At 65.6% G+C, this 14,225-nt stretch carries 12 protein-coding genes; 9 read left to right on the forward strand and 3 right to left on the reverse strand.

Going from position 1 to position 14,225, the window contains the following annotated elements; genetic code table 11:
• The first annotated feature begins 55 nt into the window (after positions 1 to 55).
• Together ACP97_RS12755 and ACP97_RS12760 are read left to right on the forward strand one after the other, a co-directional pair.
• Entirely contained in the window at positions 56 to 1,786 is a 1,731-nt protein-coding gene (locus ACP97_RS12755; protein WP_049998177.1) for a helicase C-terminal domain-containing protein, read from the forward strand.
• 132 nt (positions 1,787 to 1,918) lie between these two features.
• On the forward strand, positions 1,919 to 3,226 hold the full coding sequence (locus tag ACP97_RS12760; protein ID WP_049998178.1) for a dicarboxylate/amino acid:cation symporter: 1,308 nt from the start codon (positions 1,919 to 1,921) through the stop codon (positions 3,224 to 3,226).
• 16 nt (positions 3,227 to 3,242) lie between these two features.
• On the opposite strand, the gene ACP97_RS12765 is transcribed toward ACP97_RS12760, so the two are convergent.
• A complete protein-coding gene (locus ACP97_RS12765) occupies positions 3,243 to 4,913 on the reverse strand; it encodes a Na+/H+ antiporter NhaC family protein (RefSeq protein ID WP_049998179.1) in 1,671 nt (556 codons plus the stop codon).
• Between the two features lie 152 nt (positions 4,914 to 5,065).
• Positions 5,066 to 6,160 carry a 60S ribosomal export protein NMD3 gene (locus ACP97_RS12770; protein WP_049998180.1) on the reverse strand — a complete coding sequence of 365 codons (1,095 nt, stop codon included), beginning with the start codon at positions 6,158 to 6,160 and terminating at the stop codon, positions 5,066 to 5,068.
• Positions 6,161 to 6,293: 133 nt separating this feature from the next.
• Here ACP97_RS12770 and htpX point away from each other — a divergent pair, with 133 nt between their 5' ends.
• From htpX to ACP97_RS12790, 4 genes are all read left to right on the forward strand, one after another.
• Positions 6,294 to 7,166 (forward strand): zinc metalloprotease HtpX, encoded by an 873-nt coding sequence (gene htpX, locus ACP97_RS12775; protein WP_049998181.1) that lies wholly within the window; start codon positions 6,294 to 6,296, stop codon positions 7,164 to 7,166.
• A gap of 315 nt (positions 7,167 to 7,481) precedes the next feature.
• Positions 7,482 to 8,081, forward strand: a complete 600-nt coding sequence (gene pspAB, locus ACP97_RS12780; protein ID WP_049998182.1) for a PspA-associated protein PspAB — start codon at positions 7,482 to 7,484, stop codon at positions 8,079 to 8,081.
• Positions 8,082 to 8,168: 87 nt separating this feature from the next.
• Positions 8,169 to 9,203: a DNA repair and recombination protein RadA gene (gene radA / locus ACP97_RS12785; protein WP_049998183.1), complete on the forward strand. Its 1,035-nt coding sequence runs from the start codon at positions 8,169 to 8,171 to the stop codon at positions 9,201 to 9,203.
• A 335-nt stretch (positions 9,204 to 9,538) separates the two neighbouring features.
• Entirely contained in the window at positions 9,539 to 10,591 is a 1,053-nt protein-coding gene (locus tag ACP97_RS12790; RefSeq protein ID WP_049998184.1) for an aldo/keto reductase, read from the forward strand.
• A 255-nt stretch (positions 10,592 to 10,846) separates the two neighbouring features.
• On the opposite strand, the gene ACP97_RS12795 is transcribed toward ACP97_RS12790, so the two are convergent.
• A complete protein-coding gene (locus tag ACP97_RS12795; RefSeq protein WP_202593611.1) occupies positions 10,847 to 11,308 on the reverse strand; it encodes an MGMT family protein in 462 nt (153 codons plus the stop codon).
• 94 nt (positions 11,309 to 11,402) lie between these two features.
• On the opposite strand from ACP97_RS12795, the gene trpC reads away from it, so the two are divergent.
• From trpC to trpA, 3 genes are read left to right on the forward strand one after another with little or no spacing between them, the layout of a single operon-like run.
• Positions 11,403 to 12,161 (forward strand): indole-3-glycerol phosphate synthase, encoded by a 759-nt coding sequence (gene trpC / locus ACP97_RS12800; RefSeq protein ID WP_049998186.1) that lies wholly within the window; start codon positions 11,403 to 11,405, stop codon positions 12,159 to 12,161.
• Complete coding sequence (gene trpB / locus ACP97_RS12805) at positions 12,158 to 13,402, forward strand: tryptophan synthase subunit beta (RefSeq protein WP_049998187.1); 1,245 nt, start codon at positions 12,158 to 12,160, stop codon at positions 13,400 to 13,402. The genes trpC and trpB overlap by 4 nt, the downstream gene beginning before the upstream one ends.
• Positions 13,399 to 14,211: a tryptophan synthase subunit alpha gene (gene trpA, locus ACP97_RS12810; protein ID WP_049998188.1), complete on the forward strand. Its 813-nt coding sequence runs from the start codon at positions 13,399 to 13,401 to the stop codon at positions 14,209 to 14,211. The genes trpB and trpA overlap by 4 nt, the downstream gene beginning before the upstream one ends.
• Positions 14,212 to 14,225 lie beyond the last annotated feature (14 nt).

Consider the following 14,225-nt stretch of genomic DNA (forward strand, 5'->3'; position numbering starts at 1 on the left):
TCTGCGAGCGCCCGTCGCTCGGAGGATTTACGTGCCGGGCGGCGGTTCTCTCCTTGTGAACCCCGCGCGGCTCGAAGCCGAATTTCCCGCCCCCTCCTACCGCGGGAACCAGCAGCAGGCCCTCGGGAAAATCGGCGAGGCGTTCGCGGCGGGCAACGACGTCGTGCTCGTGCGCGCGCCGACCGGTTCCGGGAAATCCCTTCTCGCCCGCGCCATCGCTGGCTGTGCGCGCCGACCCGACGAAGCCGACCCGCAGGACGCCATCGGGGCGTACTACACCACCCCCCAAGTGTCCCAGCTCGACGACGTCGCCGCCGACTCCCTCCTCTCGGATTTGCAGGTGATTCGGGGAAAGCGCAACTACTCGTGTCTCCTCCCCGGTGAAACCGACACACCCGTCGACCGCGCGCCGTGTGCGCGCGAGACCGGCTTCGACTGTGAAATACGCCATCGCTGTCCGTACTTCTCCGATCGGACCATCGCCGCCAACCGCTCGATCGCCGCGATGACGCTCGCCTACTTCATGCAGACCGCCGGCTCGGACGCCTTCGGTCGGCGCGACGTGGTCGTCGTCGACGAGGCGCACGGACTCGCCGAGTGGGCCGAGATGTACGCGACCATCGACCTCCGACCGCGGACGGTACCGGTCTGGGACGAGGTCTCGATACCTGACATCGACGGCGTGGAGGCGGCGGCGCGTTTCGCCGACCGACTCGTCGACGTCTGTACGCGCCGAAAGGATACCTTGGTGGGGGCGAAGGAACTCTCGATCGCCGAAGTCACCGAGCGCGACCGCCTGCAGGAACTCATCTCGAATCTGAAGTGGTTCGTCTCGGACTATCGGAACCCGCAGAGTGCGAGCACGTGGGTCGTCGACGGCGAGGGGGAGGGCAGTCCCGTGACCATCAAGCCGCTGAACCCCGAGCGGTATCTCAAACACACCGTCTGGGACAGAGGCAACAAGTTCGCGCTGTTGTCGGCGACGATGCTGGACAAGGAGGGCTTTTGTCGCGGCGTGGGACTCGACCCTGATGCAACGGCGCTGGTCGACGTTTCGCACACCTTTCCGGTCGAGAACCGGCCGCTCTACGACGTCACCCAAGGAAAGATGACCTACGAGCAGCGTGAGGAAACCGTCCCCAAAGTCGCCCGGCTGCTCGTCCGCTTGCTGGCGAAACACACGGACGAGAAGGGGATCGTTCACGCTCACTCCTACGCGATCGCGGAGGCGCTCGTCGACCGACTTCGGGAGTTCGGCGTCGACGGGCGCATCAGGACTCACGACCGCGAGAACCGAGATAGCCAGTTGGCGTCGTGGCTTGCGACCGATGACCCCGAACTGTTCGTCTCGGTGAAGATGGAGGAGGCGCTCGATCTGGAGGGCGATCTCGCGCGCTGGCAGGTGCTCTGTAAGGCTCCCTATCCCAACACGCGCGATTCGCGCGTCGCCCGCCGTCTCGAAGAGGGTCAGTGGGGTTGGTACTACCGTACGGCCCTCAAAACGGTGATTCAGGCCTGCGGTCGCGTCGTGCGCTCGCCCGACGACTATGGACGGACGTATCTCGCCGATGCGAGCCTGCTCGACCTGTTCGAGCGGTCCCGCAGTGCGATGCCCGACTGGTTCGCCGCGCAGGTCGAGCGGATGACCCGTCCGCAGCTACCGGATTTCGACCCGAGCGCCGCCGGCGGGTCGTCGAGCACACCCCCGTCGCGGACCGACCGACGCGAGCGCTCGCGGCGCAATCCCGATAACCACCCGCTCGCCGACGTCTGGGGTACGGACTGAGAGACGGCCTGAAAAACAGTCACGTGGCGGGAGTCGGATGGAACCTTGTGAAACGACACATCGTACGTTATCATAGGTCGATATTGAATAGTCTCCGAAACATTCATCGTTATATCGGGTGGATCGGAGTCCGTGTCATACTCGGTGACGTCTCTCTGGGGACGCTATCGCTCGATACCGATCGTCTATCGCATCGGGGTGGCGTTCGTCCTCGGTTCGATCGCCGGACTCGTCGTCGGTCAGCCAATGACGGCGCTGCAACCGATCGGCGACCTGTTCGTTCGACTGCTGAAGATGATCATCGTCCCCATCGTCTTCTTCACCCTGTTGATGGGCGCACGCCGTCTCACGCCGTCGACGCTCGGGCAAATCGGTGGTGTCACAGTCCTGTGTTACGTCGTGACGACGGCAGTCGCGATCGTGATCGGACTCGGCGTCGGCAACTTCGTGAACCCGGGCGTGGGTCTGGACCTCGTCAGCACGGACGTCCAGACCAAGCAGGCCCCGAACATCGGCGACGTCTTTCTGGGAATCGTGCCGACGAACCCGCTCGGCGCGATGGCCGAGGGCGACATCCTCCCGATCATCTTCTTCACGCTCGTCTTCGGCATCGCGCTCACACTCCTTCAAGAAGAGTTCGACGCCGACACCGCCGTCCACCGTGGCGTCGAGACGATCTTCGACGTCGTCGAGGCGGGGGCCGAGGCGATGTTCAAGATCGTCTGGGGCGTGATGGAGTTCGGTATCATCGGGGTGTTCGCGCTGATGGCCGCGACCTTCGGGACCGCCGGTGTCGACGCCATCGTCCCCTACGCGAAACTCATCGCGGCGCTCGCGCTCGCCGTTGGCATCCACATCACGTTCACCTATCTTCTCGTGATTCAGTGGGGGGTGCTTCGAGAATCACCGATCGCGTTCCTCCGGGGCGCACGCGAGGCGATGGTGACGGCACTCAGCATTCGCTCGTCGAGCGGCACGCTTCCGGTGACGATGAGCGACGCCGACGAGAACTTCGGCATCGCCGAGGAGATTTACAGTTTCTCGCTCCCGCTCGGAGCGACCATCAACATGGACGGCACCGCGATGTATCAGGGTGTGGCGGCCATCTTCGCGGCGAACCTCGTCGGTGAGGCACTCACACTCGGCGAGCAGTTCACCGTCGTCGTCACCGCACTCCTCGCGAGCATCGGCACGGCGGGCGTGCCGGGCAGCGGTCTCATCATGCTGACGCTCGTGCTCACACAACTGGGCCTGCCGCTGGAGGTGGTCGGGATGGTCGCGGGCGTCGACCCGCTGCTCGACCGACTCCGAACGATGAACAACGTCACCGGCGACCTCGCCGTGACGACGCTCGTTGCGCACGTCTACGATGGCATCGACCGAACGGCGAGCGTCTGGTCGTCCAGTGGCGAACCCGCTGGCACGCCCCAGAACGACTGAAAAATGCAGGAAGCGGTCAGTACGGGATGAGCGAGAAATCTCCCGGCACCAGGAAGCCGAGCACGAGAAAGAGCGTGCCGGCGATGGTCGCCGTCACGAGCGCGTAGGGGATCTGCGTACGGACGTGAACCATGTGGTCCGACCCGCTGGTCGAGGAAGAAAGGACCGTGGTATCGGAGATGGGCGAGCAGTGGTCGCCGAAGATCCCACCCGAAAGCACCGCGCCGAGCGCGAGTGGGAGGTTCGCGCCGGTGGTGAACGCCACCGGGATGACGATGGGGAACATGATGCCGTAGGTCGCCCACGAACTCCCATCGGAGAAGCTGACGAACGCGGTCACGGCGAAGACGAGCACCGGGATGAGACCGACGGGGACGCCCCGAAACCAGTCGGTAACGAAGTCCGAAATCCCGAGCGTCGAGACGGTGTTCTGGATCGTGATGGCGAGCGTCAAAATCGCGGCCGCGAGGAAGATACCTTTAAATCCGTTGACCATCGCGTCGGTCGCGTCGGCGTTTGAGGGGATGTCCCCGCGCGCTCGGAAGAGGACGAACCCGACGAGCAAGCCCATCATCGCGGCGAGACCGAGGCGAATCCCGCCGATGTTGAACGACCACGGACCGCCCGCGGGGACGAGCAGCTCGTAGCCGGCGACCGAGAACAGCGTCGACATCTGCGGGGCGTTGATGACTGGCGAGGCGTGCCAGAACATCGCCATGAGACCGACGCCGACGATGGTGAGCACAGGGATGGCGAAGTTGCGCCAGTCGGGCGTCGCGGCCGCGGACATCTCGTAGTTCGCCACCTCGTCGGAGATGAGCGGGTCGGCGTCCGGGCCGACCACGCCGTCGCCCGCACGGGCGCGCGACTCCTCGCGGCCCATCCCGAAGATGTTCGGGACTATCTGCCACGCGACCAGCGCGGCGATAATGAGTGCGGTCCACGAGTAGAAGGCGAATCCGAGCGTATTGAAAAACAGCGGCCAGACCGCGTCGGTGGCCGCCTGCACGCCGTTTCCCGTCTGGGTGACGTAGCCAGACATATCTGGAGGAAGCACGTTCTGTTTCGCCGCGGCGGCGAGACCCGCGCCGATGAAGCCCACGAGTGCGACACCCCACGTCGAGTAGAAGGCGAGTCGAGCGGCCGGACTCCCAGCAGAATCGACGTAGTAGGCGAGTTTCGCCCGCGAGACGTCGTATTCGTCGGTGAGGGGACGCATCATCGAGCCGACCACTAAACAGTTGAAGTAGTCGTCGATGTGGATAATGACGCCGGCGAGAAACGAGGCTTTCTCGGCGTCGGCGGGCGACTCGACGCGACTGGCGAGCGCCTCCAACACGCCACGAATCGCTCCGGCGCGGATCATCAGGCCCATCAACCCGCCGATGGCGAAGAGCGCGAGCAGCACGTTCTTGACGTACCACGGGTCGGCAAAGAGCGGCGACGTGGCGACGAGGTCGGGCACGACGGTGATGCCGAGGAGCGCCCCGAAAACCGATCGAGCGACGCCATCGAGTCCGGCCGGTACGCCGACGGTTTCGGGACGGAAGACGCCGTAGACCATCGCGCCGCCGGCGATCCCAACGAACAGTCCGATGAGTGCGTCCCGGACGTACCACGCCAGCGAGATGGCGAGCAGCGCCGGCAGCAGCGACCATGGGCCCGCCGAGATAGCTTCGAGCGGCATGGTCCCGTCTTCGAGGGACGGGACAAAAAAGTGCGTTCGTGACTCTCAGATGAGCGTGATGGCGTAGGCGAACGACGACCCGACCATCAGGAGGACGAACAGGATGGCGAACAGCTGTTGACGGTTCATACTTCCACGAGTGCCGCGAGCGATTAGTCGGTTTCGGCTGGGAGCACGTACAGCCCCGCCCGGCTCTTGAGGACGTCTACCGTGTCGGCGTCGGTATCGAGATACGCCGGCCGCGCAACCGTCTTCGCGGCGTATGTCTCGGGGTCGAGCACCTGCACCGCCCTGTCGTCCTCGACGGTAACGAGCGTCGTCTCCTCGCCGTCCGCGCGCCGACCGAGCAGCGTCGCCGCGGGCGCGATGCCGTCCTCGAAGGCCGCCTCGTAGGGTTCGCCCGTCGTTATTCGTACTCCCTTCAAGTTGCCTCGAACGCTCTCGACCAGCACCGGTCCGCCCTCGTCGTCGGGGTCGATGACGTCGCCGGGCGTGAACTCCGGGAGGTGGACGGCGTACGTAACTCTGTACACTTCGTTGCCGTCCTCGTCTTCGGTGACGAGCGTCGCCGACTCATCGAACTCGCCGCCGAAGCGTCGGACGATGCGCTCGGCGACCGCCTGTCCGAGTTTCGTCGTCGAGAGCTTGACGTCCGCGCCGTCGCTCGTCTCGTCGATCTCGGTGATGAAGGCGTCGCGGTCGCCGTCGGCCTCGCGCTCTGCCACATAGTCGGTGACGATTTCGAGCGTGCGCTCGGTCTCTTCGTCGGTCGGCGTGCGGCCACGGGCGCGAATCTGGACGGTGCTCGCGTAGTAGTCGCCGGCGATGCGCCCACAGCGCGTGCAGGTGCCCCGCGAGACCTTTACCGGGACCGTCACTCGTTCCTCGACCGGCTCGCTACGGACGACCGCCGAGAGCCGACAGTGCATGCGGATGGTGTTTTCGTCGACCTGTTCGGGGTCGACCCCCCACGAGAACTCGTCGGCGTCGACGTGGACTTCGATGGCTTCGGTCACCTCGTCGACGGCGACGTCGGTGTAATCGCGCGCGCCGACGTCCACCCAGCGGTTGCCCCGTCTGATAGCCCCGCAGGTCGCACAGACGAGCACCTCGATGCGGTCGGGCGCGTCCACGAGGTCGAACTCGTCGAAATAACAGCCCGCACAGAGCGGCGTCCGTCCGCCCGCTTCCGGCTCGCCCTCGACGGGGTCGCCACAGCGCGGACAGAACTGGCGTGACTGGCTCATTGACTCTCGTAGCGCCTCGGGCTGGTTAAACGGCATGCCACGTGGACGGCACAGTCCCCGTGGACGCCGGCCACGGGCTCGATTCGGGCGAGAGCGACGGAGACTTATGAATCGAGCGCCTATAGACGGGTACATGGAATGGAAGACTGATTGGGGTCTCCGTGCCCGGATGGGGCTGACGATGCTCCTGCTGCTCGCGCTGTACGTCGTCTTTCTCGGCGTGCTCGCGTACTCCAACGTCGGGTTGGTCGGCACAGTAGTAATTATGGCGCTGTTCATGGGCGGACAGTTCTTCTTCAGCGACAAGCTCGCGCTCCGGAGTATGGGCGCTCACGAGGTGAGCGAACAGGAGTATCCCGAACTCCACGCGACGATCGGCCGGCTCGCCCAGCAGGCCGACCTCCCCAAGCCCACGGTGGCGGTCGCGGACACGCGGACGCCGAACGCCTTTGCGACTGGACGCTCGCCGTCGAGCGCGACCGTCTGTGTGACGACGGGCATCATGAACACGCTCGACAGGGAGGAGTTGGAGGGCGTGCTCGCCCACGAACTCGCCCACGTCAAGAACCGCGACGTGATGGTGATGACCATCGCCACGTTCCTCTCGACGCTCGCGTTCATGATCGTGCGCTGGGGCTGGCTCTTCAGCGGCGACCGCGAGCAGGGCGGCGCGCCCGTGATGGTCGCCATCCTCGTCTCGCTGGTCGTGGGAGTGGTATCGTTCCTGCTCGTGCGCGTGCTCTCGCGCTACCGGGAGTTCGCCGCCGACAGAGGCGGAGCGGTCATCACCGGCCGACCCTCGGCGCTCGCCTCCGCGCTGATGAAGATCGACAACGGGATGGACAAGGTGCCGAGCGACGACATGCGCGAACAGGCCGACATGAACGCCTTCTTCATCATCCCGATCAAGAGCGGCGCTATCGGGCGCATCCTCTCGACGCATCCCTCGACCGAAAATCGTATCGAGCGGCTGCGCGAGATGGAGCGCGAACTCGAAACGGCCTGAAAATCCCACTTTTTTCTGCGTCGGGTGGCCTCCCTGTGGTCGGCCACCACTCCTTGAAAAACCTGGACTAAAAACTCCCGCTCGCAAACCGCGCGAGCGGTGAACCGCGCTCACGACGTTCGCGCGGATACTACTCTCACCGCCGCACCGCAACCGCCCACATACCTCCCCAGCCGATTCGCTCGCTCCCTTTGGTCGCTCACTCATCCCTCGCACGGGTCGCGCCTTTGGCGCTCCCGCGCGCCGACGCACCATCGGCGTGCGGTGGAAGTCGTATCGCTGCGGGTTTTTACCGCCGACGCCCTAACGGTGGCTATGGGAATTTTCGATGGGTTGCGATCGGTGTTCGGAACGAGTGCGGAGGCAGACGCGACGCGCGACGCCGACCCCGACGACCTCTTCGGGATGAGCACGGCCTACCTCACGATGGAGGCCGATTTGGGCTTCGACCCGGCGGGCGTCGCCGCACTCTGCTTTTCGGGCGTCGACAGCACCGATTTCGCCGACACAGTGGCGGAAGTCGAGGCGATTCTGGACGCCGGCGAGGTCGAGACGGGGACCGAGGCCCGGTTCGTCGACGACTCGCACGGCTACGAGTGGGTCGTGCTCGAAGACTCGGATTTCGAGGACCTCGTCACTAGCGTCCACTTCGCCGCCGACACACTCATCGAGCGTGGGTACGGCTCGCGGCTGCTCGCCGCACTCTTCGGCTTCGAGAAGAGCGGTCCCGTCTACTGGGTGTACTCCTTTCGGCGCGGGGCGTACTACCCGTTCGCGCCGCGTGCGGGCAACGAGCGCGATTCCACAGTCGAATTCAAACTCGAATCCGTCCTCGACGGCGAACTCGACGTCGAGAGCGACAAGGAGTACTGGTACCCGCTCTGGCCCTCCACGGGCACGCATCCGTGGGAGTGACGCGACCGGCCCAGTTCGCGCACCGACGCTTCACTTCCGCCAAGCTGTTAACGAGGCTTTATCCCCGAAGCCGCACAACCCGTTCGTATGGCAGCAACCGAAGATCTAGAGAGCCTGCCGGGCGTCGGTCCCGCGACCGCTGACAAACTTTCAGAATCCGGCTTCGACTCCTATCAGGGGATCGCGGTGGCGAGTCCCGGCGAACTCTCCAATACCGCCGATATCGGCGAGAGCACGGCCGCGGACATCATCAACGCCGCGCGTGACGCCGCCGACATCGGTGGGTTCGAGACGGGAGCCAACGTCCTCGAACGCCGCGAGCAGATCGGCAAGCTCTCGTGGCAGGTCAACGAGGTCGACGACCTTCTTGGAGGTGGCGTCGAAACCCAGTCGATCACCGAGGTTTACGGCGAGTTCGGGGCCGGCAAATCCCAAGTCACCCACCAGCTCTCGGTCAACGTCCAGCTCCCCAACGAGTACGGCGGACTCGAAGGCAGCGCCATCTTCATCGACAGCGAGGATACGTTCAGACCGGAGCGCATCGCCCAGATGGTGCGCGGCCTGCCCGAGGATGCCATCGCCGCCGCGATGGAGGCCCGCGAAATCGAGGGCGGACCCGGTAGTGACGAGGCAATGGAGGAGTTCATCGAGTCGATTCTCGACAAGATTCACGTCGCCAAGGCGTTCAACTCGAACCATCAGATCCTGCTCGCCCAGAAGGCCCAAGAGATCGCCAGCGAACACGAGGATACCGACTGGCCCGTCCGACTGGTCTGTATCGATTCGCTCACTGCCCACTTCCGCGCCGAGTACGTCGGTCGTGGCGAACTCGCCCAGCGCCAGCAGAAACTCAACAAACACCTCCACGACATCGACAAGGTGGGCAACCTCTACAACGCTGCTACTGTGGTCACGAACCAGGTCGCCTCGAACCCCGACTCCTACTTCGGCGACCCGACTCAGCCGATCGGCGGCAACATCCTCGGTCACAAATCGACCTTCCGGATGTATCTCCGCAAATCCAAGGGTACGAAACGCATCGTCCGCCTCGTGGACGCCCCAAACCTCGCCGACGGCGAGGCCGTGATGCGCGTCGAGGAGGAAGGACTGAAGCCGGAATAGCACTTTTTTACTTCGGGGAATCGCGCTCGCTACACTCGCGCTCAACCCCTCGCAAAAACCTGCACTAAAAACACCCGCTCGCGCCTGCGGCGCTCGCGGCGAACCGCGCTCACTGCGTTCGCACGGATGCGACGCTTTCCGCAGCCACAACTACACCGCAGAAGCCCCCGCATCCCTCCGGAAGAGCGAAGCTCTTCCGTGCTCTCGTTCACCTCCGCCTCACGAGAACTTCGGGATGCTCGCCCTTCATCCGCCAGGGACCGCACAGCACCGCGACCGCGCCGCGGCAGCCGCCGACCACATTCGCTAAGTGTGGGCGAACCGAACGTCGACACATGGAGCACCGCGAACTCGGTGATTCGGGGGTCGAGGTATCGACGGTCGGCTTCGGCGCGTGGGTCGTCGGCACCGACTGGTGGGGCGACCGCGGCGAGCAGGAGAGCATCGATCTGGTCCGTCACGCGCTCGATCAGGGCGTCTCCTTCTTCGACACTGGCGACGTCTACGGTCACGGGCGCAGCGAGGAACTCATCGGCGAGGCGCTCGGGGATCGCCGCGACGAAGTCACCATCGCCAGCAAGGTCGGCTACGACTTCTACAACAATCCCCAGGCCGGCCACGGTGAGATCCCGAAGAAGATGACGCCGGAGTACATCCAGGAAGCGGTCGACAAGAGCCTCGACAGGCTCGACATGGACCATCTCGATCTGCTCCAGCTCCACAACGCGGACGTCGACGAAGTGGACGAGGAGATCCTGGAAACCCTCGACGAACTGCGTGACTCGGGCAAAGTCGACGCGGTCGGCTGGGCGCTCGGCCCCTCGATCGGCTGGCTCGCCGAGGGTGATGCGGCCATCGCCAACGAGTTCGACGCCGTCCAGGTCGTGTTCAACGTCTTCGAGCAGACCCCAGGCACGCACTTCATGGAGACCATCGACGACCTCGACGCATCGACGAGCATCCTCGCGCGCGTTCCGCACTCCTCGGGGCTGTTGAACGAGCAGGTCAGACCCGAGACCGAACTCGGCGAGGGCGACCACCGCGGGTTCCGGCCCGACGAGTGGTACGACACCGGCTGGGAGAAAGTCGAGAAACTGCGCTTCCTTGAACGCGACGGCGAGCGCACGATGGGACAGGCGGCCATCCAGTGGCTGCTCGCCCACGACGAGGTCGCCTCGGTCACGCCGACCTTTCGGACGGCCGCCGACGTCGACGAGTGGGCCGCCGCGCCCGACACGCCCGCGCTCTCGGACGAGGAACTCGACCGCGTGGCCGATCTCCACGCCCGCGATTACGACATCGAGCGCGACGACGGGATGACCGGGTTCCGCTCGTCGGTCGACGGCACCGATCTCGAAGCGGTCGGCGCGACGTACGCTGGCGACTGAACCCGTATTTTCGTTTTCACCGACTGTCGCTGCGGCGGCCCGCCGGGGTTGCGGTGGCGGTGCGGTTTGTGGTCCTGGTGGATGAAGGGCGAAACCACGAACGCAGTGAGTGGTTGAGGGCTTCTGCGGTGTGGTTGCAGTTTACGGAAAACGTCGTGTCCGCGCGAGCGCAGCGAGCGCGGTTCGCCGCGAGCGAGGCCGAAGGCCGAGTGGTCGGCGAGCGAAGCGAGCCGACCCGAGGAGTAAAAAAGTGGGCTATAGTCCTTCGAGCGAGCGGAGTTTCTGTTCGACCTTCGGCGGGGCGGCGCTCGGACCGTCGCGCACGCGGTGGTCGGGGATGAGGATCGGGATGGGGTTCTCGTCGAGGGCGGTGCGGACGTGGTCGCGGTCGTCGTCGGCGTCCGCGTCGAGCGTAGGGATTTGCCGCGTGAGTCGTTCGACGGTGGTCTGTTCGCCGTAGGCGAGTTCTCGAACGGCGTCGAGTACCGCGCGCTGGTCGGTCGGGACGGTGAGCGCGAGTTCGATGTCGTCGAACTCGTCGGGCGCACCCGCCAGATACTCGAACAGCCTGTCGAGCAGCGGGTGTTCGTGGTCGGCGTCGGCCGCGAGGCTCGCCGGAAAACTCACCGAGAGTACGCGATCGCCGGCGACGCCGACCTGCACACAGCGGTCGAGGTAGTCGGACTCGCGCGTGTAGATGCCGGCTGCCTCGCTCATGGCACGCATAGCGCCGTGTCGACCTTCAACATTCTGTCCGCGGGCGACGCGTGACGCAAGCCTTATGTACAAAACAGTGCTTCGATGTACAACAATGAACGCCAGCGAGGAGGTCGCTCCCGCGATCGAGTCGATACTGGCCGCCGCCGACGAGCGCGGCGGTGGCGACCGGCGGTTGTCGGTCGCCGCACGATCGCTGCCCGCGGCACTCGCAGCGGCCGACGAGGAGAACCGAGTGCCCGTCATCGGCGAGATCAAGCCCACGAGCCCGACGACCGACGGCCGGCGCGACGACGATCCGGCGGCACTCGCCGAGGCGCTGGTCGACGGCGGTGCGGCGGCACTCTCCGTTCTCACCGAGCCCGACCACTTCGGGGGGTCGCCCGGCGCTCTCCAGCGAGTGCGCGAGACCGTTTCGGTGCCCGTTCTCCGGAAGGACTTCATCCGTCGTGAGGAACAGCTGGACGTCGTCGAAGCCGACGCCGTCCTCCTGATCGCACGGTTCGTCGACGACCTCGCGGGGCTCGTCGCGGCGGCGCGCGAGCGTGGGTTCCAGCCGCTCGTCGAGGTCCACACCCGGGACGAACTCGACGACGCGCTCGCGGCCGGGGCGGAGATCGTGGGCATCAACAACCGCGACCTCGCCCGTCTGGAGGTGAGTCTCTCGACCTTCGAGGAGCTCGCACCCCACGCGCCCGAGGACGTGACGCTCGTCGCCGAGAGCGGCATCGCCAGTGAAGAAGACGCTGCACGAATGCGCCGTGCCGGGGCCGATGGGCTGCTCGTCGGGAGCGCGCTCATGGACGGCGACGTCGAAACGAACACCCGACGACTCGTGGAGGGAGCGAAATGAGCGACACCGACGCGGGCGAGAGACCGGGGAAATTCGGCGAGTACGGCGGCCAGTACGTCCCCGAAGCGCTGATGCCGGCGATTGCCGAACTCGACGACGCCTACCGGCGATACGTGCTCGACAACGAGGACGGGTTCATGGACGAGTTCCGGGCGCGGCTCCGCGATTTCGGCGGGCGACCGACGCCGCTCCAGCACGCCGAGACGCTGAGTTCGCGATACGGGTTCAACGTCTATCTCAAGCGCGAGGACCTTCTTCATGGGGGTGCGCACAAGCTGAACAACGCGCTCGGGCAGGTGCTGCTGGCGAAGTACATGGGCAAAGAGCGGATCATCGCCGAGACCGGTGCGGGCCAGCACGGGACGGCGACCGCGATGGCCGCTGCCCATCTCGATATGGACTGTGAGGTGTTCATGGGCGAGCGCGACATCAACCGCCAGCGCCCGAACGTCTTCCGCATGCGGCTGAACGGCGCAGAGCTCAACCCGGTGAGCACGGGCAGCGGTACGCTGAAGGAGGCCACCAACGAGGCGATGCGCGAGTGGGCGACCACGGTCGAGGACACCCACTACGTCATCGGCTCGGTCGTCGGGCCGCACCCGTTCCCGACGATGGTCCGGGATTTTCAGTCCGTCATCGGTACAGAAGCCAGACGGCAGATGGAGGAGAAACTGGGGTGCCTCCCGGATAGCGTCGTCGCGTGTGCCGGCGGTGGCTCGAACACGATGGGCGCGTTCGACGCGTTCGTCGACGACGATGCCGTCTCGCTCGTCGCCGTCGAGGCCGGCGGCAGCGGGCTCGAAATCGACGAACAGGGAGGGATCGCGCCCAACTCGGCGTCGCTGTCGATCGGCGAGGAGGGCGTCCTCCACGGCGCGCGCACGAAACTCCTCCAGAACTCGGACGGCCAGATCCTCGAATCCCATAGCGTGAGCGCGGGTCTCGACTACGCGGGGGTCGGCCCGGAGCTCGCCGATCTCGTCGACGACGATCGTGTGCGAGCGGTCTCGGTCGACGACGACGCCGCGCTCTCCGCGTTCCATCGCCTCTCGCGGACCGAGGGGATCATCCCGGCGCTCGAAACTTCCCACGCGCTCGCGTATCTCGAAGACGGCGCGGAACTCGGCGAGCACGTCGTAGTCAACGTCTCGGGTCGGGGAGACAAGGATCTGGAGAGCGTCGTCGAGGAGACCGAAAAGCGCGATATCGAAGGCGCACCGTCGATGAGGGTATTCGAGTGAGTTCGATTCGTGCTGCCTTCGAGGACACCGACGCGGCGCTCGTCCCCTACATCACCGCCGGCGATCCCGACCCCGATGCGACCGCCGCACAGGTGCGCGCGCTCGCCGCGGGCGGTGCCGACGTCATCGAGCTGGGGCTACCCTTCTCGGAGCCGATCGCCGACGGCCCCACCATTCAGAACGCGATCCAACGCGCGCTCGACGCCGGCATGACGCCTGATCGGTTCCTCGATCTCGTGAGGGACCTCGACGTGGACGTTCCCCTCGTCTGCATGACCTACTACAACCTCATCTACCAGTACGGACGGGAGGGAGGCGTCGAGCCGTTCGTCGAGGCTGCCGCCGGGGCGGGCCTCTCGGGACTCATCGTGCCCGATCTCCCTGTCGAGGAGAGCGACGCGCTGAAATCGGCCTGCGATTTCCACGATATCGATCTGGTCTTCATCGTCGCGCCGACGACACGCGGCGAGCGTCTGGAGCGTGTACTGGAACGGGTCTCGGGCTTTGTCTATGTGCAGGCTCGCCTCGGGACGACCGGCGCGCGCACGGACGTGAGCGACCAGACCCACGACTCGCTCGCGCGGCTCGCGGAAGCCGACGTTCCCCGGGCAGTAGGATTCGGCGTCTCGGAGGGCGAACACGCCCGCGAGATCGTCGCCGCCGGCGCGGAGGGCGTCGTCGCCGGCAGCGTCTTCGTGGACATCATCGCCGAGAAAGGAGCCGACGCCGCCGACGAGTTGGAGACAAAGGCACGCGAACTCAAGGAGGGCGCGCTGGCGGGAATCGCGCCGCGACCGGAACGAACATAACCGCCGTGGCACCG

The sequence above is a fragment of the Halococcus sediminicola genome, assembly GCF_000755245.1.
GTDB classification, from domain to species: domain Archaea; phylum Halobacteriota; class Halobacteria; order Halobacteriales; family Halococcaceae; genus Halococcus; species Halococcus sediminicola.

Excerpts from the sequence above, each read along its gene's own strand:
- ACP97_RS12765 (WP_049998179.1), bottom strand. The coding sequence starts at position 4,913 with ATGCCGCTCGAAGCTATCTCGGCGGGCCCATGGTCGCTGCTGCCGGCG.
- ACP97_RS12770 (WP_049998180.1), bottom strand. The coding sequence starts at position 6,160 with ATGAGCCAGTCACGCCAGTTCTGTCCGCGCTGTGGCGACCCCGTCGAG.
- htpX (WP_049998181.1), top strand. The coding sequence starts at position 6,294 with ATGGAATGGAAGACTGATTGGGGTCTCCGTGCCCGGATGGGGCTGACG.
- pspAB (WP_049998182.1), top strand. The coding sequence starts at position 7,482 with ATGGGAATTTTCGATGGGTTGCGATCGGTGTTCGGAACGAGTGCGGAG.
- radA (WP_049998183.1), top strand. The coding sequence starts at position 8,169 with ATGGCAGCAACCGAAGATCTAGAGAGCCTGCCGGGCGTCGGTCCCGCG.
- ACP97_RS12790 (WP_049998184.1), top strand. The coding sequence starts at position 9,539 with ATGGAGCACCGCGAACTCGGTGATTCGGGGGTCGAGGTATCGACGGTC.
- ACP97_RS12795 (WP_202593611.1), bottom strand. The coding sequence starts at position 11,308 with ATGAGCGAGGCAGCCGGCATCTACACGCGCGAGTCCGACTACCTCGAC.
- trpC (WP_049998186.1), top strand. The coding sequence starts at position 11,403 with ATGAACGCCAGCGAGGAGGTCGCTCCCGCGATCGAGTCGATACTGGCC.
- trpB (WP_049998187.1), top strand. The coding sequence starts at position 12,158 with ATGAGCGACACCGACGCGGGCGAGAGACCGGGGAAATTCGGCGAGTAC.